The 19,587-nt window shown below is 70.3% G+C and carries 22 protein-coding genes; 10 read left to right on the top strand and 12 right to left on the bottom strand.

The window, feature by feature from the left end:
- Nucleotides 1-58: 58 nt before the first annotated feature.
- Nucleotides 59-2,017, top strand: coding sequence for an RNA polymerase sigma factor RpoD (gene rpoD, locus BM066_RS02450; RefSeq protein WP_018061768.1), 1,959 nt, complete (start codon nt 59-61; stop codon nt 2,015-2,017).
- A gap of 245 nt (nt 2,018-2,262) precedes the next feature.
- Here rpoD and BM066_RS02445 read toward each other — a convergent pair whose 3' ends face one another.
- Together BM066_RS02445 and BM066_RS02440 are read right to left on the bottom strand one after the other, a co-directional pair.
- Nucleotides 2,263-3,123 carry a hypothetical protein gene (locus tag BM066_RS02445; RefSeq protein WP_089924087.1) on the bottom strand — a complete coding sequence of 287 codons (861 nt, stop codon included), beginning with the start codon at nt 3,121-3,123 and terminating at the stop codon, nt 2,263-2,265.
- Nucleotides 3,124-3,241: 118 nt separating this feature from the next.
- Entirely contained in the window at nt 3,242-4,543 is a 1,302-nt protein-coding gene (locus BM066_RS02440; RefSeq protein WP_089924084.1) for a S8 family serine peptidase, read from the bottom strand.
- Between the two features lie 128 nt (nt 4,544-4,671).
- On the opposite strand from BM066_RS02440, the gene BM066_RS02435 reads away from it, so the two are divergent.
- Nucleotides 4,672-5,172 (top strand): RNA polymerase sigma factor, encoded by a 501-nt coding sequence (locus BM066_RS02435; protein ID WP_018061816.1) that lies wholly within the window; start codon nt 4,672-4,674, stop codon nt 5,170-5,172.
- Nucleotides 5,169-5,978: an anti-sigma factor gene (locus BM066_RS02430; RefSeq protein ID WP_018061815.1), complete on the top strand. Its 810-nt coding sequence runs from the start codon at nt 5,169-5,171 to the stop codon at nt 5,976-5,978. The genes BM066_RS02435 and BM066_RS02430 overlap by 4 nt, the downstream gene beginning before the upstream one ends.
- A 106-nt stretch (nt 5,979-6,084) precedes the next feature.
- On the opposite strand, the gene BM066_RS02425 is transcribed toward BM066_RS02430, so the two are convergent.
- The gene (locus tag BM066_RS02425) at nt 6,085-6,324 is read right to left on the bottom strand and encodes a flagellar basal body rod C-terminal domain-containing protein (RefSeq protein ID WP_018061814.1); all 240 of its coding nucleotides are present in this window, start codon (nt 6,322-6,324) and stop codon (nt 6,085-6,087) included.
- 244 nt (nt 6,325-6,568) lie between these two features.
- On the opposite strand from BM066_RS02425, the gene BM066_RS02420 reads away from it, so the two are divergent.
- Nucleotides 6,569-8,227, top strand: a complete 1,659-nt coding sequence (locus BM066_RS02420) for a M20/M25/M40 family metallo-hydrolase (RefSeq protein ID WP_018061813.1) — start codon at nt 6,569-6,571, stop codon at nt 8,225-8,227.
- 103 nt (nt 8,228-8,330) lie between these two features.
- Nucleotides 8,331-9,005, top strand: coding sequence for a DUF998 domain-containing protein (locus tag BM066_RS02415; protein WP_089924080.1), 675 nt, complete (start codon nt 8,331-8,333; stop codon nt 9,003-9,005).
- Here BM066_RS02415 and BM066_RS02410 read toward each other — a convergent pair.
- The 3 genes from BM066_RS02410 to BM066_RS02400 all read right to left on the bottom strand — a co-directional run bounded on the left by BM066_RS02410 (nt 8,984) and on the right by BM066_RS02400 (nt 10,471).
- Entirely contained in the window at nt 8,984-9,535 is a 552-nt protein-coding gene (locus tag BM066_RS02410) for a YbhB/YbcL family Raf kinase inhibitor-like protein (protein ID WP_018061811.1), read from the bottom strand. The two genes, BM066_RS02415 and BM066_RS02410, sit on opposite strands and share 22 nt — an antisense overlap.
- Nucleotides 9,536-9,584: 49 nt before the next feature.
- A complete protein-coding gene (locus BM066_RS02405) occupies nt 9,585-9,782 on the bottom strand; it encodes a hypothetical protein (RefSeq protein WP_143093633.1) in 198 nt (65 codons plus the stop codon).
- A gap of 68 nt (nt 9,783-9,850) precedes the next feature.
- Nucleotides 9,851-10,471, bottom strand: coding sequence for a TIGR02466 family protein (locus BM066_RS02400; RefSeq protein ID WP_018061809.1), 621 nt, complete (start codon nt 10,469-10,471; stop codon nt 9,851-9,853).
- A gap of 86 nt (nt 10,472-10,557) precedes the next feature.
- On the opposite strand from BM066_RS02400, the gene BM066_RS26775 reads away from it, so the two are divergent.
- From BM066_RS26775 to uvrC, 3 genes are read left to right on the top strand one after another with little or no spacing between them, the layout of a single operon-like run.
- On the top strand, nt 10,558-10,713 hold the full coding sequence (locus tag BM066_RS26775) for a type II toxin-antitoxin system RelE/ParE family toxin (protein ID WP_255367446.1): 156 nt from the start codon (nt 10,558-10,560) through the stop codon (nt 10,711-10,713).
- Nucleotides 10,710-10,835: a hypothetical protein gene (locus tag BM066_RS26770; RefSeq protein WP_255367445.1), complete on the top strand. Its 126-nt coding sequence runs from the start codon at nt 10,710-10,712 to the stop codon at nt 10,833-10,835. Before BM066_RS26775 ends, BM066_RS26770 begins: the two co-directional genes overlap by 4 nt.
- A 19-nt stretch (nt 10,836-10,854) precedes the next feature.
- A complete protein-coding gene (uvrC, locus tag BM066_RS02390; protein WP_018061808.1) occupies nt 10,855-12,762 on the top strand; it encodes an excinuclease ABC subunit UvrC in 1,908 nt (635 codons plus the stop codon).
- 9 nt (nt 12,763-12,771) lie between these two features.
- Here uvrC and BM066_RS02385 read toward each other — a convergent pair whose 3' ends face one another.
- The 4 genes from BM066_RS02385 to BM066_RS02370 form a co-directional block, all read right to left on the bottom strand.
- Complete coding sequence (locus BM066_RS02385; protein WP_018061807.1) at nt 12,772-14,304, bottom strand: cation:proton antiporter; 1,533 nt, start codon at nt 14,302-14,304, stop codon at nt 12,772-12,774.
- 114 nt (nt 14,305-14,418) lie between these two features.
- Nucleotides 14,419-15,585, bottom strand: a complete 1,167-nt coding sequence (locus BM066_RS02380) for a saccharopine dehydrogenase family protein (protein WP_018061806.1) — start codon at nt 15,583-15,585, stop codon at nt 14,419-14,421.
- A 78-nt stretch (nt 15,586-15,663) separates the two neighbouring features.
- The gene (locus BM066_RS02375) at nt 15,664-16,125 is read right to left on the bottom strand and encodes a hypothetical protein (protein WP_018061805.1); all 462 of its coding nucleotides are present in this window, start codon (nt 16,123-16,125) and stop codon (nt 15,664-15,666) included.
- Nucleotides 16,122-17,390, bottom strand: a complete 1,269-nt coding sequence (locus BM066_RS02370; RefSeq protein WP_018061804.1) for an MFS transporter — start codon at nt 17,388-17,390, stop codon at nt 16,122-16,124. The genes BM066_RS02375 and BM066_RS02370 overlap by 4 nt, the downstream gene beginning before the upstream one ends.
- A gap of 357 nt (nt 17,391-17,747) precedes the next feature.
- Between BM066_RS02370 and pgsA the strand changes: the two genes are divergently transcribed.
- Nucleotides 17,748-18,365: a CDP-diacylglycerol--glycerol-3-phosphate 3-phosphatidyltransferase gene (gene pgsA / locus BM066_RS02365; protein WP_018061803.1), complete on the top strand. Its 618-nt coding sequence runs from the start codon at nt 17,748-17,750 to the stop codon at nt 18,363-18,365.
- Nucleotides 18,366-18,513: 148 nt separating this feature from the next.
- Here pgsA and BM066_RS26315 read toward each other — a convergent pair whose 3' ends face one another.
- Nucleotides 18,514-18,672 carry a hypothetical protein gene (locus BM066_RS26315; RefSeq protein WP_018061802.1) on the bottom strand — a complete coding sequence of 53 codons (159 nt, stop codon included), beginning with the start codon at nt 18,670-18,672 and terminating at the stop codon, nt 18,514-18,516.
- Nucleotides 18,673-18,810: 138 nt separating this feature from the next.
- Complete coding sequence (locus BM066_RS02360) at nt 18,811-19,050, bottom strand: hypothetical protein (RefSeq protein WP_018061801.1); 240 nt, start codon at nt 19,048-19,050, stop codon at nt 18,811-18,813.
- Between the two features lie 290 nt (nt 19,051-19,340).
- Here BM066_RS02360 and BM066_RS02355 point away from each other — a divergent pair, with 290 nt between their 5' ends.
- Nucleotides 19,341-19,547: a cold-shock protein gene (locus BM066_RS02355; RefSeq protein WP_007666377.1), complete on the top strand. Its 207-nt coding sequence runs from the start codon at nt 19,341-19,343 to the stop codon at nt 19,545-19,547.
- Nucleotides 19,548-19,587 lie beyond the last annotated feature (40 nt).

Raw genomic sequence — 19,587 nt, 5'->3', positions numbered from 1 at the left:
CACGGACACATTCTCGACGCGCGCCGCGTTTCGGCGCCGCGTCGTTTCGGAGACCTGAATGAGCACCAATTCCTCGGCCGAGACGGAAGCGCCCGAAGCCACCGGCGGCGACGGCCCCCTGCTCGACCTGACCGACGCCGGCGTCAAGAAGTTCATCAAGCAGGCGAAAGCCCGCGGCTACGTCACGATGGACGAGCTGAACAAGGTTCTGCCGTCGGAAGAGGTGACCTCGGAAGCCATCGAAGACACTCTCGCCATGCTGAGCGAGATGGGCGTCAACGTGGTCGAGGCCGAAGAAGACGCCGAGACCTCGGAAGGCGGCGAAGTCGTCGCGCGCGAGGACAACCAGGCGGTCATCACCAGCGACAAGCCTGCGGCCTATGACCGCACCGACGACCCCGTGCGCATGTACCTGCGCGAGATGGGCTCGGTGGAACTGCTGTCGCGCGAGGGCGAGATCGCCATCGCCAAGCGCATCGAGGCCGGCCGCGACACCATGATCCGCGGCCTGTGCGAAAGCGCCCTGACCTTCGAGGCGATCATGGTCTGGCGCGAGGAGCTGGGCACCGGCCGCATCCTGCTGCGCGAAGTGATCGACCTGGAAGGCACCTACGCCGCGATCAACGGCGTGGCCGCCGCCCCGGCCGCCGACGACGAGCCGGCCGAGCCGGTCGACGAGGAAGCCGGCGGCGAGGCCAAGGCCGAGGGCGAGGGCGAAGGCGAGGACGACGACGATTTCGACGACGGCGCCGGCCCGACGGTCAGCGCCATGGAAGGCGAGCTGCGCGAAGGCGTGATGGCCATCCTCGACGCGATCGCCAGCGAGTTCGAGACCTTCCGCAAGCTGCAGGACAAGCTGGTCGGCAGCCGCCTGAAGGGCACGGACCTCAGCGACGCCGACCGCAAGGCCTATGAGGGCCTGTCGAACACCATCATCCAGCATCTCAAGACGCTGAAGCTGAACAACAACCGCATCGAGGCGCTGGTCGAGCAGCTGTATGCGATCAACAAGCGCCTGATCGGCCTGGAAGGCCGCCTGCTGCGCCTGGCCGACAGCTACGGCATCAGCCGCGGCGAGTTCCTGAAGGCCTATTTCGGCTCTGAGCTGAACCCCAACTGGGTCGAGCAGGTCAAGGCCATGGGCGTGCGCTGGACCAAGTTCGTCGAGAACGACGTCAACTCGGTCAGCGACATCCGCCAGGAGATCGCGGCTCTGGCCACCGAGACCGGCGTGCCGATCGACGACTATCGCCGCATCGTCCAGACCGTGCAGAAGGGCGAGCGCGAGGCCCGTCAGGCCAAGAAGGAGATGGTGGAAGCCAACCTCCGTCTCGTGATCTCGATCGCCAAGAAGTACACCAACCGCGGCCTGCAGTTCCTGGACCTGATCCAGGAAGGCAACATCGGCCTGATGAAGGCCGTCGATAAGTTCGAATATCGCCGCGGCTACAAGTTCTCGACCTACGCCACCTGGTGGATCCGCCAGGCGATCACCCGCTCGATCGCCGACCAGGCGCGGACCATCCGCATCCCGGTGCACATGATCGAGACGATCAACAAGATCGTCCGCACCAGCCGCCAGATGCTGCACGAGATCGGCCGCGAGCCGACCCCGGAAGAGCTGGCCGAAAAGCTGGCCATGCCGCTGGAGAAGGTGCGCAAGGTCCTGAAGATCGCCAAGGAGCCGATCAGCCTCGAAACGCCGATCGGCGACGAGGAAGACAGCCACCTGGGCGACTTCATCGAGGACAAGAACGCCATCCTGCCGATCGACGCGGCCATCCAGTCCAACCTGCGGGAGACCACCACTCGCGTGCTGGCCTCGCTGACCCCGCGCGAGGAGCGGGTGCTGCGCATGCGCTTCGGCATCGGCATGAACACCGACCACACCCTGGAAGAGGTCGGCCAGCAGTTCTCGGTCACCCGCGAACGCATCCGCCAGATCGAGGCCAAGGCCCTGCGCAAGCTCAAGCACCCGAGCCGGTCGCGTAAGCTGCGGAGCTTCCTGGACTCGTAAGGGTTCCGGAGGTGCGAAGATCAGACGCCCGTCCCGGGAGACCGGGGCGGGCGTTTTTCGTTCGGGCGGCTGGACGCCCCCTCCGGCCCTCGGGGCCACCTCCCCCAAAGGAGGAGGATCTACGCCGTGCAGATGCACCCCCTCTGGGGGAGCTGTCGCGAAGCGACAGAGGGGGTTCGTGCACGACCTCAAAAAAAGGCGGCCCCTTTCGGAGCCGCCTTGATGGTCCGACGGAGCGGTCGGGCTCAGTTGCCGACCTTGACGTCGCCCGAGCCGGCGCCGTTGGCCGAGGCGCTGGCGCCGTGGCGCGAGGCCGAGCCGCTGAGGCCCAGCGAGCCGCTGTTGCTGGTCGAACCGCGGTTGGTCGAAGCGTTGCTCGAGCCCGAGCCGGTCAGCGAGCCGGAAAGGCCGTCGCCGGTCAGGCCGCCGGCCGCGTCGGCGTCGCCCGAACCGCCCGCGCTGGCGGAACCGGCGGCGTCACGGGCCGAACCGGCGGCGTTGCGGGCCACGCTGGTCCCCCGCGCGGCGGCCGAGCTCGCCCGGTCGCGCGCCGTCCCGACCGCGTTGCGGCCGGTCCCGGCGACCCGCGAGGTCAAGCCGCTGGTGTCCGGGGCGGCCAGCGAACCGCCGCCCGAACCGCTGCCCGACAAAGCGCCGGTCAGGGACTGGCCGGCCGCCGAGGCGGAGCCGGATCCCGCAGCCGAACCGTTGGCGCTGGCGTTGCTCGCCGCGCCCTGGGCCGCGCCCTCGGTCGCGCCCCGGACGTCGCCGGCGGCGTCGCGGGCCCGCCGCGTCGCCCGGTCGGCATGGTCGCGCACCCGGCCGGTGGCGTCGGTGGCCCGGTCGCGCACCCGCCCGGTCGCCTCGGTGGCGCGCGAGGTGACGCCGCCGATATCAGGGGTTCCGAACTGGCCCGAACCGGTCAGCCCGCCGCCGGCCTGGCCGGTCAGGCCGCCGAGCCCCCCGCCCAAGCCGCCGCCGAGACCGCCGCCCAGGCCGCCCCCGAGGCCGCCGCCCCCGCCGCCGAGGATCTGGGCGTGGGCCATGGGAGCCGCCATCAGCAGGGCGGCGGCCGTGGCGGTCATGAAGAACGAGATCTTGCGCATGGTCTTCTCCTGAGGAATGGCTCGAGGCGGCGCTTCGTCCGCCTCCTGACCCGTCCAACGACCGGTCCCCGCGCTTTCTTCCAACCCCCGCGACTTTTTTCGCAGCCCGCGAAACGGGCTATTTCGCCGCCGCCTCGACGAAGCCCTTGCCGAACACCGGATCGACGCCCGGCGCGCCCAGGTCCACGGCCTCGGCCGCCAGGCGCGCCACCGCCCGTTGGGCCGCCGCCGGGTCGGGGGCGTCGAGCAGGCGCGCCAACCGGCCGGCCACCACCGGGGCGGCGTAGGAGGTGCCGCGCACGCTGGCCGGACGTCCGCCGGGCGCGGCGGCCCTGACTTCGGCTCCGTAGGCCGCGAAGTCGACATGGGCCGCGCGGCCGGCCTCGGGCAGCAGCCGGCGCCGGCGGTCGACGCCGGTCACCGCGATCACCCCCGGATAGGAGGCCGGATAGAGGGCCGGCGCGGCCGGACCGTCGTTACCTACCGCCGCCACGATCAGGCAGCCTCGGGCCAGCAGCGCCTTGACCGCCGCGCCCAGCGCCCCGTTCGGCGGTCCCACCAGGCTGATGTTGATCACCGGCGCGCGGGCCTGGGCCATCCAGGACAGGGCCCCGACGATCGCCGAGGCCGAGCCGCCGGCCGGGCCCTTGCCATAGACGTCGGCGACCAGGATCTGGCCGACGCCCTCCGCGGCGATCAGCGAGGCGGTGGCCGTGCCGTGGGCGCTGGGCCGCGCCCCGCCGTCCGCAAAGCCGCGCTGCTCCAGCCGCACGCGGGTGAACACCGGCTGGTCGGCCGCGACGCCGCCGTCCAGCAGCCCCGCCCGTCCGCTCGCGCCCCCTTTGGCGCCCGCCTTGGCGCTTTCCCCAGCGACGGCGGGTCCGGCGGCCGAGGCCGCGACCACCGCGCCCAGTCCGGCGTCGGCATAGACGTGGTTGAAGTCGTAGTCGCCGCCGGGGTCCAGGTCGCGCAGCCGCCTGACCGCCGCCCGGGCGCTGAGGCCCTTGGGCGGGGTCAGGGTGACCAGCGAAAGGCCCAGCTCGTCGGACCGCGCCTGGCGGGCGACGGCGAAGCCCGCCGCCGCGATCTTCGCCAGGGCCTCCGGCGTGGGCGAGACCGCCAGCACCTCCCCTCGCACCACCGGCTGGCCCTGGTCGTCCAGCTCCAGCGCCCGGGGGTGGGTCCGGACCAGGGCGGCCAACCGGTCCAGCCGCGCGGCGGCCAGGGCGTCCGGGTTCAGGCTGTCGGCCAGGCCGTCGACATCCTGGGCCAGGCGGTCGGCCAGCGGCAACTGCGGCAGCGGCAGCCCCGTCCGGCCGACCACCGACGACGGCGACGGCAGCAGCTGGGCGTCGGCCGGCGCGCCGCCCAGCGCCGCCAGGCCGGCCAGGATCAGGATCAGGGGGGCGCGAAGGCTCATGGCGGTTCAGGGTTTCCCAGACGAGCGAGACGTCACAATGGCCGCATCGCGACGCGCGTGAAATAAGTTTAGGCTCAGGGATTGAACGTCCCCGACGAAACGTTTCTTCCATAGGACGAAGGCGAACCTTGGATTCCTTCCAGACGCAGATGCTGACCCTGCTGCCGCGATTGCGCCGAATGGCGCGGGTGCTGGCCTGGGAACCGGCGGACGCCGACGACCTGACGCAACTGACCGTCGAGCGCGCCCTGCTGCGCCGCGACCAGTGGCGTCCCGGTACGCGATTGGACAGTTGGATGTTCCGGATCATGCGCAACGCCTGGATCGACGAAGCCCGCGCCCGCCAGCGCCGGGGCCGCGTCCTGGCCCCGCCCGAGGCGGGCGCCCTGGCCGCCGACCCCAGCGCGCCGTCGCTGGACGCGCGGCTGGAGGCCACGGCGGTGGAGCGCGCCCTGGACGCCCTGCCCGAGGACCAGCGCATCGCCGTCGCCCTGGTGCTGATCGAGGGGCTGTCCTACCAGGAGGCCGCCGACAGCCTGGAGGTGCCCATCGGCACCCTGACCAGCCGCCTGGCCCGGGGCCGCGCCACGTTGCAGACTGCGTTGATCGACCAAGGAGCCCCGCCATGACCGTTCCGGACGAAGAGCTCTTCGCCTTTGTCGACGGCGAGCTGCCCCCCGAGGACATGGCCCGGATCGAGGCGGCCATGGCGACCGACCCGCAGCTGGCCCTGCGGGTCGAGACCCAGCGCGCCCTGCGCCGGCTGCTGTCGGGCGCCCATGCCGGGGTCCTGCGCGAGACGCCGCCCGAGGCCCTGAGCACGGCGGTCGCCGCCAGGCCGCCAGTCGCGTCCAAGCCGGCCGAGGTGATCGCTTTCCCCGGGGCCAAGGGCAAGGCCAGGCTCAAGGACAAGGCCAGGGCGCGCGAGCCCCGGCTTCCGAAGCCGCCCGGCCTGCCGGGACGCGGCGTTCCCGCCTGGATCGGCCTGGCCGCCTGCCTGGTCGTCGGCCTGGTGATCGGCCGCCTGGCCGCGCCGCCGCCCGTGACCCTGAGCGGGGCGGACGATCCGGCCCCGATCGCCGCCGGCCCGCTGGTCCAGGCGCTGAACACCCAGGGCTCGGGCCAGGCCGCGGGCCCGGTACGAGTCAACCTGTCGTTCAAGACCGCCTCGGGCGTCTATTGCCGGACGTTCCAGGCCGCGGGCCGCTCGCCCATCGCCGGGGTGGCCTGCCGAGACCCGGACGCCTGGCGCGTGCGGGCCGTCAGCCCGGCCGGCCCCGGCCCGGCCGGCGACTATCGCATGGCCGGCTCGGAGACCCCGGCCGCCATTCTGGCCACGGTCGACGCGATGATCGCCGGGCCGCCGCTCGACGCGGCCGGCGAGGCCAAGGCCCGGGCGGCCGGCTGGAAGCCGGCTCTCGACGCCCGGAAATGAGGGGCCGCCCTCCGGCATGGCCGGAGGGCGGCGGGTCCGAGCTCGCGCAGGGGGGAATGCGGGATGAGCCCGGACCGACTCGCGCCGACGGGACGGACGTCCGGACCTAGACCTTCATGTCCAGGAGGGCGCCCGCCATCTCGTCGGCGGTCTTGGCGACGGCGGCGTTGGCCTTGAAATCGGTCTTGGCCGAGACCTGTTCGACGGCCTCGTTGGCCAGGTCGACCTTCTGATCGGCCTGGCTCTGCTCCAGACCCCAGGCGGCGGTGCGCCGAGCGCTGGCGCCAAGACGGTCGGCCGCGGCGAACATGCCGGCGGCGGCGGTGTTGAGGACCTGCACGACCATCTCCCTGGTTGCCAGGCCAATGTCGGGCGCATCGGTTAATCGGCCTTAAGCAAAGACGGTGAAGTTATTCGGTTAACCGCACAAGGCGGTGAGCGCGCGTCGGGGCGCGAAATTCCTTGTCCTTCGACGTTGTTTTTGCGGGGAAGATTACAAAACGTTCAGGTTGCGAAATCTCGACAAGCCGCCGTGGTCTGGCCAAGGTTCAGGCTTTCGCGGGCTCGCCCCGTATCTGGAGCCTGCCTTGATGCCGTTCTCCCGTCGCGCCGCCCTCGCCGGCGTCGCCCTGCTGCTGGCCGTCCAGCCCGCCTTCGCCGCGACCGCCAAGCCCAAGCCCAAGCCCGCGGCGGCCAAGGCCGCCGGCTTCACGCCGTCGGCCGACGCCATCAAGGCGCACATGGGCTTCCTGGCCGACGACCTGCTGGAGGGCCGGGAGGCCGGCACGCGCGGCTACGACATCGCCGCCAACTACGTGGCCTCGCAGTACGCGCTGATGCATGTGAAGCCGGCCGGCGACGACGGCTCCTACCTGCAGCAGGTGCCCCTGACGGCGTTCCGCGCCGCCAACGAGGGCGGGGTGTCCTACACCGGCGCCGACGGCAAGTCGGGCGTCCTGGTCTTCGGCGAGGACTACCTGCCCTCGGCCCAGGCCCGCCAGGCCGAGACCTCGGTCACCGCCCCGCTGGTCTTCGTCGGCTACGGCGTCGTCGCCCCGGAGCGCGGGCGCGACGACTATGCAGGCCTGGACGTGAAGGGCAAGATCGTCGTCATGCTGAACGGCGCCCCCTCCGGCCTGCAGACCGAGATCCGCGCCCACTACAGCAACACCAACGTCAAGCGCGCCGAGGCCGCCCGGCGCGGCGCGGTCGGCGTGCTGACTTTGCCGACCACCAGCTACGAAAAGCGCCGCCCGTTCGCGCGCGGCGTCGGCGGCTACCAGGAATGGCGGATGACCTGGAACGACGCCCAGGGCGTGGCCTATGTGCGCGGCGCCGAGGCCCCGGGCCTGGCCAGCCTGAGCCTGAAGGGCGGCGCCAAGCTGTTCGCGGGCGCCCCGACCAGCCTGGACGCGGTGCTGGCCGCGGCCGACACCCCGGAGGGCCTGGTCAAGGGCTTCGCCCTGCCCGCCAACGTCACCGTCCAGCTGAAGACCGAGATCGAGAAGCGCCGGAGCAGCAACGTCGTCGGCCTGATCGAGGGCTCGGACCCCACCCTGAAGGCCCAGACCATCATCTTGTCCGCCCACCTCGACCACCTGGGCATTCACGGCAAGGACGCCGACAAGATCAACAACGGCGCCCTGGACAACGCCTCGGGCGTGGCCACCCTGCTGGAGGTGGCGCGCGGCTTCAAGGAGGCCCGGACCAAGCCCAGGCGCTCGATCGTGCTGCTGGCGGTCACCGCCGAAGAGAAGGGCCTGATCGGCTCGGAATACTTCGCCAACAATCCGACCGTGCCGAAGGCCGGCATCGCCGCCGACGTCAATCTGGACATGCCGATCCTGCTGTACGACTTCCAGGACGTGGTGGCCTTCGGAGCCGATCGTTCGTCGATCGGCCCGGCGGTGGCCCGGGCCGCCGGCCGCGTCGGCGTCGCCCTGTCGCCCGACCCGCTGCCGGACGAGGGCCTGTTCACCCGCTCGGACCACTACCGCTTCGTCGAGCAGGGCGTGCCGTCGGTGTTCCTGATGACCGGCTTCAAGAACGGCGGCGAGAAGGGCTTCAAGGACTTCCTGGCCACCCAGTACCACAAGCCCAACGACGACCTGAACCAGCCGATCAACTACCAGGCCGGGGCCCGCTTCGCCCTGGTCAACTACGAGATCGCCCGCGAACTGGCCGACGCCCCGGCCCGGCCGAGCTGGAACAAGGGCGACTTCTTCGGGAACCTGTTCGGGAAGAAGTAGGGGCTGCTGCACGGGCGTCCGACCGCCGCGCCCCTCATCCAACCTTGACCCCGCCCCCGCACGGCGCGATCTGTACCCGTCCAATCAGCCGGAGGCCGGGCGAGTGTTGAGCGTGGGTTCCCTGCTGAGGATCGGCCTGGTCGTCCCGGCGATCATGGTGGCCGACGTCCTGGTGGCCCAGCACATGTTTCCCGGCTTTCGGCCCGGCGCCCAGTTCATCAGCGAACTGGGCGGCCCGGCCGCGCCCAATCCGGCGATCTTCAACGTCGGCATGATCCTGGCCGGCCTGGCGGGGATCGCGGCCGGGGCCGGCTTCACCCAGGCCCTGGAGCACGCCGGCGGCCGGCGCCGGGTCTCGGCCTTCGCCGGGCTGTGGGTGGCGATGACCGGCCTGGGCGCGCTCTTCGCCGGCCTGTTCCACTGGCCCGACCCGATGCACCGCGCCTGCGGCGTGGGCCTGGCCATCCAGTTCGCCCCGCTGTTCACAGCCTGGGCCCTGTGGGGCAGGCCCGAGCACCGCCGGCTGGCGCGCTTCTCGCTGGGCTGGTTCTTCTTCCTGCTGCTGGTCCTGGCCCTGCTGACCGGCGTGTGGAACGTGCGGACCGGCAACGACGTCGGGTTCTGGCAGCGCGGCCACGCGGCCCTGGGCCTGCTGTGGCTGGCCATCGCCGCCTTCTGCCTGGACCGCCACTGGCGTTCGCGACCGGCGACGCTGGAAACCGAGGCGGAGGCTGAAGCCGCCCAGGCCCAGCCCGACTACGCCCCCGCCGCCTCGTAGGTGACGATCAGGTCGTCGGAGGCCAGGGCGTCGCCCTTCAGCGCGTTGACCAAATCGGCCAGCGGCGTCTTCTCGTCGAACGGCAGGCGCTCGACCAGGGCGAAGATCTGGAAGTGATAGTGGTGCACGCCGTGTCCAACCGGCGGGCGCGGCCCGAACCAGCCGACCGAGCCGCTGTCGTTCCGCCCCTGGGTGGCGCCGCCGACCAGGCCCAGACTGGCCTCGTTCGGCAGGCCTTCGGGCAGGCTGGAGGCCTCGCCGGGGATGTTCCATATCAGCCAGTGCACGAACGGCCGCTCGCGCGGGGCGTCGGGATCCTCGACGATGATGGCGTAGGCCGCCGCGCCCTCGACGGGCGTCCAGACCAGGGGCGGCGAGCGGTTATCGTGATAGGCGCTGTGGCGGTCGGCCAGGCGGCCGTCGCGGTCGGTGGCCGTCGTGGTCAGCACCAGGCTGTCCTCGCCGAACGGGCGGACCTTCTGCATGGTGATCGCCGCGCCTGAATGGTCGGGGGTATGGGCGTGGGGCATGGGTGTTCTCCTGGGTTCCCAGGAGAACCCGCCGAACGCCGAGCGGGTTTCAACCGCCGCCGGGGTCGGTCCGCTTGCGGCGACGGGTCAGCCGACGCACGCCGATCCAGGCGGCGGCGATGACGACGGAGAGCATAAGGATCGACACGTAATCCGCAGCGGTCGGCGGCATGACGATGCCGCAGTCGGCGAGGCAATGTAGTTCGTGGCTCTTCATCTTCTCGGCGGATGCGACTTCGGCATTCACGGTCGTCCCTCCCGATCGGGCCGCCATCGTCACCAAGGGCGACATCGGGCGCAACCCCGAAGGCGCCCTTACCGCCAGGCGTAGTTGAAGCTGAGGCTGATCCGCTGTTCCTCGGCCTGGTTGGGCGTCACCTCGTGGCGCAGCCAGCTTTCCCACATCAGGATCGCGCCCGGTTCCGGCTGGACATAGACGAACGGCTGCAGCCCCTCGGGCGCGTCGGCCTCGCGGGTCGGGGCGGCCATCATCATCGGCAGCCGAGGGTCCTCGAACTTCAGGGCCGAGGCGCCCAGCGGGATGGTGACGTAGACCGTGCCGGAGATGACGCTGTGCGGGTGGATGTGGCCGGTGTGCTGGCCGCCCGGCTCCAGGATGTTGATCCAGAAGCTGTCCATCACCAGCTTGCCGCCGGCCAGGTCGAAGCACAGGGCCTTGGCGAAGGCCGCCGCGTGCCTGTCGAGCTTCTTCTTGAGGTCGGCGAACAGGCTGTCGCGCTGGGCCAGGTCGTCCAGCGAGGCGTAGGAGGTGTAACCCAGATAGCCCTTCTTCTCGGCCCAGGCCTGGCCGGCCTCGTCGGCCTCGGCGACGGCGATGCAGGCGTCGTGCAGGTCGTCGATGAAGGTCTCGAAGCCCTTCTCGCCGGCGAGGCTGGCTTCATAGAGCGGCGTGACGAAGAGCGGGCGCGTGGTCATGGGGCGGGTCATACAGCCCCACGAGATTGACGACAAACAGGGACGGCCGAACTTCCCCCGCCGGAGCCTCGCCCTCGCATCCGCGAATGAGGACTGTCGAATTCTCGCCGACGGCGAGACGCGACCTGAACCGCCTCAGGCAGTGGCTGGAAGAGCGCGGGCCTCACGTCACCCGCGAGGCGGTCGAGACCATCGTCGCCGCCTACAGGTCTCTGGGCGAATTCCTGAGCGAGGCCGGGTGATCCCAGAGGGTCTGCGCGAACTCATCGTTCCCTTCGGCTCGGCCGGCTATGTGCTCCAATACGATGTGCAGCCCCGGCAGGTGATCGTCCTGCGCATCTTCCACAGCCTCGAAGATCGCTGACCGCGCCAGACTCGCCTATATGTCGCTCGTGACCGACGCGACCACCGACACCCCCGCCAACGCCCTGAAGGGCGCCGCCCTGATCAAGGACGAGGTCTCGCGCCTGCCCGACGCGCCTGGCGTCTACCGGATGATCGGCGAGAACGAGGAGGTCCTCTACGTCGGCAAGGCCAAGAGCCTGAAGAAGCGGGTCGTCCAGTACGCCCAGGGCCGCTTCCACACCAACCGCATCGCCCACATGGTCGACGCGACGCGGTCGATGGAGTTCGTCACCACCCGCACCGAAGCCGACGCCCTGCTGCTCGAGATCAACCTGATCAAGTCGCTGAAGCCGCGCTTCAACGTGCTGCTGCGCGACGACAAGAGCTTTCCCGAGATCATGATCCGCCGCGACCATGACGCGCCGCAACTGCGCAAGCACCGCGGAGCCCACACGATTAAGGGCGACTATTTCGGGCCGTTCGCCAGCGCCGGGGCGGTGAACCGCACGCTGAACACCCTGCAGAAGGCCTTCCTGCTGCGCTCGTGCAGCGACAGCGTCTACGAGACCCGCTCGCGGCCCTGCATGCTGCATCAGATCAAGCGCTGCGCCGCCCCGTGCACCGGCCTGATCGGCAAGGACGACTACCAGGCCCTGGTCGACCAGGCCGAGGCCTTCCTGCGCGGCAAGTCGCGCGCGGTCATGGCCCTGATCGCCCAGCAGATGGAAGCCGCCGCCGAGGACCTGGAGTTCGAGCGCGCCGCCCGCCTGCGCGACCGCATCCGCGCCCTGGCCGCCGTCGCCCAGGAAAGCCAGATCAATCCCGAGACCGTGGAGGAGGCCGACGTCGTGGCCCTGCACGTCGAGGGCGGGCAGGCCTGCGTGCAGGTGTTCTTCTTCCGGGCTGGCCAGAACTGGGGCAACCGCGCCTATTTCCCCCGGACCGCCGGCAACGCGGAGGAAGAGGGTGAAGGAGCGACCGAGGAGCAGCGGATCCTGACCGCTTTCCTGGGCCAGTTCTACGACGACAAGCCGATCCCGCGGCTGATCCTGACCAATCTGGAGCCGGCCGACCGCGACCTGCTGGCCGAGGCCTTCTGCCTGAAGAGCGGCCGCAAGGTCGAGATCAGCACGCCCAAGCGCGGCGAAAAGGCCGACCTGGTCGGCCACGCCCTGACCAACGCCAAGGAAGCCCTGGGCCGGAAGATGGCCGAGGGCTCGGCTCAGACCAAGCTGCTGGCGGGCGTCTGCGAGGCGTTCGGCCTGGAGGCCCCGCCCGAGCGGATCGAGGTCTACGACAACAGCCACATCCAGGGCACCAACGCCGTGGGCGGCATGATCGTGGCCGGGCCCGAAGGCTTCATGAAGGGCCAGTACCGCAAGTTCAACATCCGCTCGACCGAGCTGACGCCCGGCGACGACTACGGGATGATGAAGGAGGTGCTGCGCCGCCGTTTCGCCCGCCTGGTCAAGGAAGAGGAGGAGGGCGACAGCTCCGCCCGTCCCGACCTGGTGCTGGTCGACGGCGGCAAGGGCCAGCTGGACGCGGCGCTGGAGGTGATGGCCGACCTGGGCGTCGACGACATCGCCATCGTCGGCGTGGCCAAGGGCCCGGACCGCGACGCGGGGCTGGAGCGGTTCTTCCTGCCGGACAAGACGCCGTTCATGCTCGAGCCCAAGTCGCCGGTGCTCTACTACCTGCAGCGGCTGCGCGACGAAGCCCACCGCTTCGCGATCGGCGCCCACCGCACCCGCCGCTCGATGGACCTGAAGAAGAACCCGCTCGACGAGATCGAGGGCGTCGGCCCCGGCCGCAAGAAGGCCCTGCTGCACGCCTTCGGCTCGGCCAAGGGCGTGGCCCGGGCCGGGATCGAGGACCTGATGAAGGTCGACGGCGTCAGCCAGCCCCTGGCCGAACGGATCCACGCGTTTTTCCGGAAGGGCTGAGAAAGACCCCTACTCCCGCGCCGACAGCTCCAGCCAGTCGAACTCCTCCTCCAGCGCCCGGTAGGCGTCGTCGCCGATCTCGCCGCGCTTGCGCAGGTCGGCGATGGCCTCGCGCGACACCGTCACCGCCCGCCGCCGCAGGGCGTTCTCGGCCGAGTCGCGGGCGTTGCGACCCTGCCGCGTCTGGCTGAGGGCGTCGTCATATTCGCGGCGCAGCGCTTCGGCGGCCGGCGAATCCTCGCGCTCCAGTTCGGCCAGCACCGCCTTGGCGGCCTTGGCGCGGGCCAGTTTCAGCTCCTTGCGCACCGGATCGTCGTCGGGCAGGCGCAGCAGCGCCATCAGCGGCTTCAGGGTCAGGCCCTGGACGGTCAGGGTGCCGATCACCACCGTGAAGGCGGCCAGCAGGATGAAGTCGCGATAGGGAAAGCGCTCGGGCAGGGCCAGGGCGGCGGCCAGGGTGACCATGCCGCGCATGCCGCACCAGCTGACCACCAGCCCGCCCCGCGCGGTCGGCGCGGCCATGCTGGGCCGGGCCAGGTGCAGGCCGAACCAGCGGTTCTTCAGCCGCACCCCGGTGTTGTAGGTCATCACCCAGGCGATCCGCACGGCGACCACCGTGGCCAGGATCACCAGGGCGGCGCGCAGATAGTCGAGGCGCTCGTGCGGCGACAGGGTCTCCAGGATGGGCCGGATCTGCAGGCCGATCAGGGTGAAGGCCAGGACGTTCAGCACCACCGTCACGCTTTCCCAGACCGCGAAGGACGGGATGCGCAGCCGCGCCGACAGCTGCGCGCCGGGCCGCCAGGCCACGGTCACACCGTAGACGACGATGGTCACCACCCCCGACAGGCCCAGGCGCTCGGCCAGGATCCACACACCGAAGGTGGAGACGAACTGGACGATCACCGAACTGGGCACGTCGGTGATGCGGTGGAAGAACACGCCGGTCACCCGCGCCAGGCCGTAGCCGGCCGCCACGCTGCCCACCGCCACCAGGGCCAGGGTCGGGGCCGCCTGGACCAGGCTGAAGCCGCCGCCGACCGCCCCCACCGCCAGGCGGTAGATCAGCAGGGCCGAGGCGTCGTTGAGCAGGCTCTCGCCCTCCAGGATCTTCAGCACCCGGTGCGGCGGCCGCACGTCGCGCAGCACGGCCAGGGCGGCCACGGCGTCGGGCGGGGCGACGATGGCCCCCAGGGCGATGGCGGCCGGCCAGGGCATGTCCGGAAACAGCAGCCGCGCGACGCAGGCAACGCCCAGGGTGGTCAGGCCCACGGCGACCAGCACCAGCGACGACACCGGCCGCCAGTTGTCCCTCAGGTCGCGCAGGGACGAGTCGTAGGCCGCGTCCAGCAGCACCGGGGCGATGAACAGGGCCAGGATCAGCTCCGGCTCCAGCGCCAGCCGGGGCGCGCCGGGGACCAGGGCGACGGCCGCCCCGCCGAGGGCCAGCAGGGCCGGATAGGGCGCCCCGATCCGCCGGGCCAGGCCCGACAGCAGCACCGCGCCCAGCAGCAGGGCCAGGATCCATTCGAAGATCAGCATGCGGCGAGCGTCGCCGCTGGCGCGCGACTTGGCAAATCCTAAGCGCGAGTTCTCCCCGGGGCGGGCGGCGGCGCAGTTCTCCCGACTTGGGTCGAAAACGGCCGCGCCGCCCCCCTACTCCACGGCGAACGCCAGCCCCGCCCGTTCTCGCAGCCGCTCCACCAGCTTGCCGCGCAACGCCGCGCCGGGGGTCCAGATCCCGCCGGCCACCTCGGGCGTGTCGACCAGGCACAGGGCCGTCTCGGCGATCATCTTGCTGGTCGAGCCGTAGCCGGGGTCCTTGTCGCCCTTGACGCTGGCCCGGACCTGGCGGCCGTCGGGGGCGAGGGCGACGAACAGCAGGTCGTAGAAGCCGGCCTTGCGCTCTTCCAGGTTCGGCCCCTCGCCCGGCTTGGGACCGCCTTCGGCGCCCATCGACGCGTTGGCGGCGGTCACGGCCCGGGCGGCGGCCTCGCCCGCCTCGCCAGGACCGGTCAGCACCATCTCGTCATAGACGAAGTCGGCGCCGTACGGCTGGCCCATCAGCCAGTTGGAGCGGTGGACGTTGCGGGTGTTGATCGCCGCCATCACGAACGGGGCGGTCCACTGGTCCAGGCCTTCGTCGAACGCCACGGCCGCGCCGTGCGGCTGCTTGGGACCGGCGAAGTCGGGGGTCAGGGCGAAGGGGTCCTTCAGATATTCCAGAACCTGCGGGTCGCGGGCCGCCGCAGCCAGGGTGGCCTTCAGGCTGGCCGCCGTGCCGCCGGAGAACGTGCCCCGCATGGCCCGCACCCGGCCCTTCACGCGGGCGACGGGCCCGCCGAACCGCTTGGCCGCCTCCTGCTGCACGAACCAGACGCCCAGCTCGAACGGAATGGAGTCGAAGCCGCAGGAAAACAGGATCCGCGCCCCGCTGGCCTTGGCCGCCGCCTCGTGGGCGTCGATCATCTGGCGCATCCAGGCCGGCTCGCCGCACAGATCCAGATAGTCGGTCCCCGCCTCGGCGCAGGCGGCCACCAGGTCGGAGCCGTAGAGCTGGTAGGGGCCGACGGTCGTCAAGACCGCCTTGGTCCGCTGGACCATGGCCCGCAGCGAGGCGGGGTCGTCGGCGTCGGCGACGATCAGCGGAGTGTCCGCCGAGGCGCCGATCTCATCCCGCACGGCGGCCAGCTTGTCGGCGCTGCGGCCCGACATCGTCCAGCGGACGTCCGGGTGATGCTTGGCGAGATGTTCGGCCACCAGGCGGCCGGTGAAGCCGCTGGCCCCGTGGACGATGACGTCGAACTCGGCGTTGGGGTTCATGGCGCGCCTCCCGGGATCTTGTCGTTGGCGGCAGAGTGGCGCGGAAGAGCGATCGAGGCAAACAAGCGTTCGCAGGCCTCAATAGGTGTTCGATACCGGCCGTTGAAATACGATGTCGCCGTCCCGCTCCAAGCCCAGGATCAGCTTGTTCGGCAAGCTCGATCCAGGATGAACCTTCGCCTCGTAATAACGCACGGTGATCTGGAGGTCCTTTAGCTCTTCGGGATAGTTGGTCAGGCAGTCCTGGTAGACGCCCACAGACCCCGCCTGGCCGCCGGCCTCGCAATAGAAGCTCATCGCCTCTCCACGATCCGGGACGAAGCGGTAACCGTAGCGATAGCTCTTGGTCAGGGTCGCCTCGGTGAAACGCCCAGTGACCTTCTTGACCACGGGGTTGGCGGGCGGCCGCCAGTTGTAGGCTTCGTGATCGCGGTTCAGACGCCAGAGTGTGGACCAGACACAGTATCCCGCCACGAGCAGGAAAAAGACCCAGGCGAAGACCTTGCCCACGATCCCCGCCCGCTTAGCCGATTCCGTCATTGGCGCGGCTTCAGCGCCAGCAGCCCCACGAAGCTCACCGCCGCCGCCACGGCCAGGTAGATCCCCACCGGGACCAGGCCGCCCTTGTCGGCCAGGGCCTGGGCGATCATCGGAGCCAGGCCGCCGCCCAGGATGCCGCCGAGATTGAACGCCGCCGAGGCGCCGGTGTAGCGCACCCGGGCCGGGAACAGGTCGGGCAGGAAGGCGCCCAGCGGACCGTAGACGAAGCCCATGACCAGCAGGCCCAGCGACAGGAAAGCGAAGATCGGCGGCAGCGACCCCGCGCCCATCATCACCGGCAGCAGGGCGCCGACGGCCACGGTCATGGCGCAGCCGGCCATCAGCACCCGGCGCGGATTGGCCGCGTCCGCCCAATAGCCGGCCGCGACGATGCCGGCGGCCATGAACAGGATCGCCCCCAGCTGCACGCCCAGCATGGCCGTGCGGCCGTAGCCCAGGGTGGTCACGCCGTAGCCCAGGGCGAAGGCGGTCATCAGGTAGTAGACGGCGAAGCAGCAGATGGTCGCCAGGGTTCCGCACAGGGTGGCTTTCCAGTGGTCGCGCAGCAGCTCGCCCAGCGGCACGGCCGGCGGCGGTTCGTGGGCGATGGCGGCGGCGAAGGCCGGGGTCTCGGTCAGCTTCAGCCGCACCCACAGGCCCACGGCCACCAGGGCGGCGCTGCCCAGGAACGGCAGGCGCCAGCCCCAGGCCTGGAACTGTTCGGGCGTCAGGGCCAGGCCCAGCAGCAGGAACAGCCCGTTGGCGGCGATGAAGCCGACCGGCGCGCCCAGCTGCGGAAACATGCCGAACCGCGCCTTCCAGCCCGGCGGCGCGTTCTCGACGGCCAGCAGCGCCGCCCCGCCCCACTCGCCGCCCAGGCCGAAGCCCTGGCCGAACCGCAGCAGGCACAGCAGGGTCGGGGCCAGCCAGCCGGCCATGGCGTAGGTGGGCAGGAAGGCGATGGCCAGGGTCGAGCCGCCCATCAGCATCAGCGACGCCACCAGGGTCGACTTCCTGCCGATCCGGTCGCCGAAGTGGCCGAACACCGCCGCCCCCAGCGGCCGGGCCAGGAACGCCACGCCCAGGCTGGCGTACGAAGCCATCAGCTGCAGGCTGGCCGACTTGGATGGGAAGAACAGCGGCCCGAACACGAGCGAGGCGGCCGTGGCGTAGATGTAGAAGTCGTAGAACTCGACCGCCGTGCCCACCAGGCTGGCGGTCAGCACCCGGCGGTTGGAATTGGTCGCGGTCGGATCTCGGCTCATGACGCCCCCTGCAAACTGCGCCCTGCCTTGGCGGGCGAAAGGCGCGACGTCAATCGACCGGAGGCAGAAACGACCTCGATAGCGAAGCTTTCGCAGCACAGACGATGACTTCAGTTCCACACAAGCCAACCCCAAGGACGGACTTGCCCTGCACTCCCCCTTTCGGCCGTCATCCCGGGCCTTGCGCCCGGGACCCCTGTTTCAGCTGACGGTGAAGCGCAATGGCGCACCACCTATCCGCACCCGCGACCGACCGAGGGGTCCTGGGCGCAAGGCCGGAATGACGATGGTTGTGGGCCGGGATGACGGTTGTGGGGATGTAGCCCTTCGCGGCGTTCATGCGTTAGAACCCCCGCCATGAAAGCCCTGCCCAACATCCTGACCTCCGCGCGCCTGGTCATCGCCCTGTTCATGTTCGTGGCCCTGGCCGCGGCGGCCGGCGGCGTGCCATGGCTGAGCGACCAGCTGGACGTCGACCAGCGGATGTCGCTGGAGCGCTGGGCGTTCGTGGCGTTCGTGGTGGCGGCGGTGACCGACTTCTTCGACGGCTGGCTGGCGCGCAAGCTGGACGCGGTCAGCATCTGGGGCGCGATCCTCGACCCGATCGGCGACAAGATCCTGGTCTGCGGCGCCCTGCTGGGCCTGATGGCCCTGGGTCCCAACCCGCTGGTGATCCTGCCGGCCGGCCTGATCCTGTTTCGGGAATTCGCCGTCAGCGCCCTGCGCGAGGTGGGGGCCGGCAAGGGCGTCAAACTGCCCGTCACCCTGCTGGCCAAGTGGAAGACCACCCTGCAGCTGGTGGCGATCGGGGCCGAGATGATCCTGGCCTCGTGGTCGGCCTTCCACCTGCCGACCGACCCGTCGGTGGTGACCCCGGCCACCTACGCGACCCACGGCCTGCTGTGGCTGGCCGCCGCGGTGACCCTGGTCACCGGAGCGCAGTACTGGGAAGCGGCGCGGAAGGCGCTGGTTTAGGCCCTGAACTCCTTAAAGGTGTCATCCCGGAAGCCTCGCAGAGGCTGTCCGGGATCCAGGGGACTGGGCATATGCGGTGCGGTTCACCTGGATCCCGGACAAGCGCTGCGCGCTTTCCGGGATGACAACGTTCTTGATCGGAGGCGCCCTACTCCGCCGCCAGCGACGGCGCTTCGTCGTCCTCGACCGCGTCGGGATCGGCGGAACCCCGCAGCAGCCATTCGGCGTCGGGCTCACGCCCCGCCCGGGTCCGCTCCGCCCGCATCAACAGGGCCAGCCAGCCGGCTCCCGCCGTCAGAAACACCATGATCGCCTCCGAAGCGCTCCGTCATTGTTGAGAATGACTATCAACAACGACGGAGGCAAGGCGTCTTTGCGGCTCAGGTGCGGCTTGGGGAGGGCTTGGGTGTCGCCCATCCACCAAGAGGATCGAAGATCGGTCCGGTCAGGCCGCTTCGGCGGCCGCGGCCTTGCGCTTGGCGGCGGCGGTGGCGCCGCGCTTCTTGGTCGCCGCTTCCAGGTTCACCTGGCGGCGCTTGGAGGCTTCCAGCTCCAGCACGGGCAGGACTTCCGCCGCCGCCAGACGCTGGGCCGGCGTGCCGACGATGTCCAGGCGACGGGCGTTGGCCAGAAGCGTGACCAGCTCCTGGTCGTTCAGCAGAGGAATCCGCTCGATCAGGGTCATGGTGCGCTCCTTGGGAATCAAAAACTCTCGCAGTAGCGCGAGAGAATTAGCTTAACGTTCAAGGCGGCGTTCGGGGTCCAAAACTATTCGCGATTCTCGGCGATTCACGAATTCACTTGCCGGATGGCGTTTGACGGCTCATGGTGGATTATCGAAATTCGCTGACGTTCGGCCTGCTTTTCCATGCTCTCCTTCGCGAGAGCGCCGGACGCGCCTACCGACCCCCAACGAAATTTGATCGTCGCGCGGAACGATTCCGCCGACGAATATTGACTGCAAGGACTACCACTATGGCTACCGGCACCGTGAAATGGTTCAACGGCACCAAGGGCTTCGGCTTCATTCAACCGGACGACGGCGGCGCCGACGTCTTCGTGCACATCTCGGCCGTTGAACGCGCCGGTCTGCGCGGCCTGGATGAAGGTCAGAAGATCACCTACGAACTCGAGCGCGACAACCGCTCGGGCAAGATGTCGGCGGGCCAACTGCAGGCCTAACCGCCTCACGCTCACGAGATTTGGAATGGGTCGGCGCCTG

It is taken from the genome of Caulobacter sp. UNC279MFTsu5.1 (assembly GCF_900114015.1).
Taxonomy (GTDB): Bacteria; Pseudomonadota; Alphaproteobacteria; order Caulobacterales; family Caulobacteraceae; genus Caulobacter.
Note: the sequence above shows the minus strand (reverse complement) of the source record. Positions and strands in the feature narration are given on the sequence as shown.

Bases quoted from the DNA above. Each gene is read 5' to 3' on its own strand.
- rpoD (WP_018061768.1), top strand. From the start codon at position 59: ATGAGCACCAATTCCTCGGCCGAGACGGAAGCGCCCGAAGCCACCGGC.
- BM066_RS02445 (WP_089924087.1), bottom strand. From the start codon at position 3,123: ATGCGCAAGATCTCGTTCTTCATGACCGCCACGGCCGCCGCCCTGCTG.
- BM066_RS02440 (WP_089924084.1), bottom strand. From the start codon at position 4,543: ATGAGCCTTCGCGCCCCCCTGATCCTGATCCTGGCCGGCCTGGCGGCG.
- BM066_RS02430 (WP_018061815.1), top strand. From the start codon at position 5,169: ATGACCGTTCCGGACGAAGAGCTCTTCGCCTTTGTCGACGGCGAGCTG.
- BM066_RS02425 (WP_018061814.1), bottom strand. From the start codon at position 6,324: ATGGTCGTGCAGGTCCTCAACACCGCCGCCGCCGGCATGTTCGCCGCG.
- BM066_RS02420 (WP_018061813.1), top strand. From the start codon at position 6,569: ATGCCGTTCTCCCGTCGCGCCGCCCTCGCCGGCGTCGCCCTGCTGCTG.
- BM066_RS02410 (WP_018061811.1), bottom strand. From the start codon at position 9,535: ATGCCCCACGCCCATACCCCCGACCATTCAGGCGCGGCGATCACCATG.
- BM066_RS02400 (WP_018061809.1), bottom strand. From the start codon at position 10,471: ATGACCACGCGCCCGCTCTTCGTCACGCCGCTCTATGAAGCCAGCCTC.
- BM066_RS26775 (WP_255367446.1), top strand. From the start codon at position 10,558: ATGAGGACTGTCGAATTCTCGCCGACGGCGAGACGCGACCTGAACCGC.
- uvrC (WP_018061808.1), top strand. From the start codon at position 10,855: ATGTCGCTCGTGACCGACGCGACCACCGACACCCCCGCCAACGCCCTG.
- BM066_RS02385 (WP_018061807.1), bottom strand. From the start codon at position 14,304: ATGCTGATCTTCGAATGGATCCTGGCCCTGCTGCTGGGCGCGGTGCTG.
- BM066_RS02380 (WP_018061806.1), bottom strand. From the start codon at position 15,585: ATGAACCCCAACGCCGAGTTCGACGTCATCGTCCACGGGGCCAGCGGC.
- BM066_RS02375 (WP_018061805.1), bottom strand. From the start codon at position 16,125: ATGACGGAATCGGCTAAGCGGGCGGGGATCGTGGGCAAGGTCTTCGCC.
- BM066_RS02370 (WP_018061804.1), bottom strand. From the start codon at position 17,390: ATGAGCCGAGATCCGACCGCGACCAATTCCAACCGCCGGGTGCTGACC.
- pgsA (WP_018061803.1), top strand. From the start codon at position 17,748: ATGAAAGCCCTGCCCAACATCCTGACCTCCGCGCGCCTGGTCATCGCC.
- BM066_RS26315 (WP_018061802.1), bottom strand. From the start codon at position 18,672: ATGGTGTTTCTGACGGCGGGAGCCGGCTGGCTGGCCCTGTTGATGCGG.
- BM066_RS02360 (WP_018061801.1), bottom strand. From the start codon at position 19,050: ATGACCCTGATCGAGCGGATTCCTCTGCTGAACGACCAGGAGCTGGTC.
- BM066_RS02355 (WP_007666377.1), top strand. From the start codon at position 19,341: ATGGCTACCGGCACCGTGAAATGGTTCAACGGCACCAAGGGCTTCGGC.